The 530-nt window shown below is 66.0% G+C and carries 1 protein-coding gene; it reads left to right on the top strand.

Annotated features, from left to right (window positions below; genetic code table 11):
• Nucleotides 1-530: biotin carboxylase N-terminal domain-containing protein (locus Q1A06_RS20920; protein ID WP_299568047.1), on the top strand; the 530-nt coding region annotated here is incomplete at both ends.

Below are 530 nucleotides of genomic sequence, written 5' to 3' on the forward strand. Positions count from 1 at the left end.
ATGCGGTGCATCCCGGCTATGGCTTTCTGTCAGAAAATGCCGCCTTCGTGGCCGCACTGGAAAAGGCCGGCATCACATTCGTCGGCCCCACATCCGAGGTCATCGACCTGATGGGCGACAAGATCCGCGCCCGCGCCTTTGTCGAGGAACGCGGCTTTCCGGTGGCGCCCTCCGCCATCGAAGATGACGACCCGGCGACCTTTGTGGACCGGTCCCGCACGGTGGGGTACCCGCTGCTGATCAAGCCGTCGGCGGGCGGCGGCGGCAAGGGGATGCGCGTCGTGCGCGAGGCCGGCGCACTCGAAGCCGAGATCGACACCGCGCGCCGCGAGGGCGAGCGCTATTTCGGCGATGGCCGTCTGTTCGTCGAACGCTATATCGAGCGCCCGCGCCACATCGAGGTGCAGGTGATGGGCGACGGGCAGGGCAATGTCGTCCATTTCTGGGAGCGCGAATGCTCGATCCAGCGCCGGTTCCAAAAGATCATCGAGGAAACGCCGTCGCCGGCGCTTACGGCTGAACAACGCGAC

Origin of the sequence: uncultured Sulfitobacter sp., from assembly GCF_947497275.1 — a bacterium.
GTDB lineage: Bacteria > Pseudomonadota > Alphaproteobacteria > Rhodobacterales > Rhodobacteraceae > Sulfitobacter.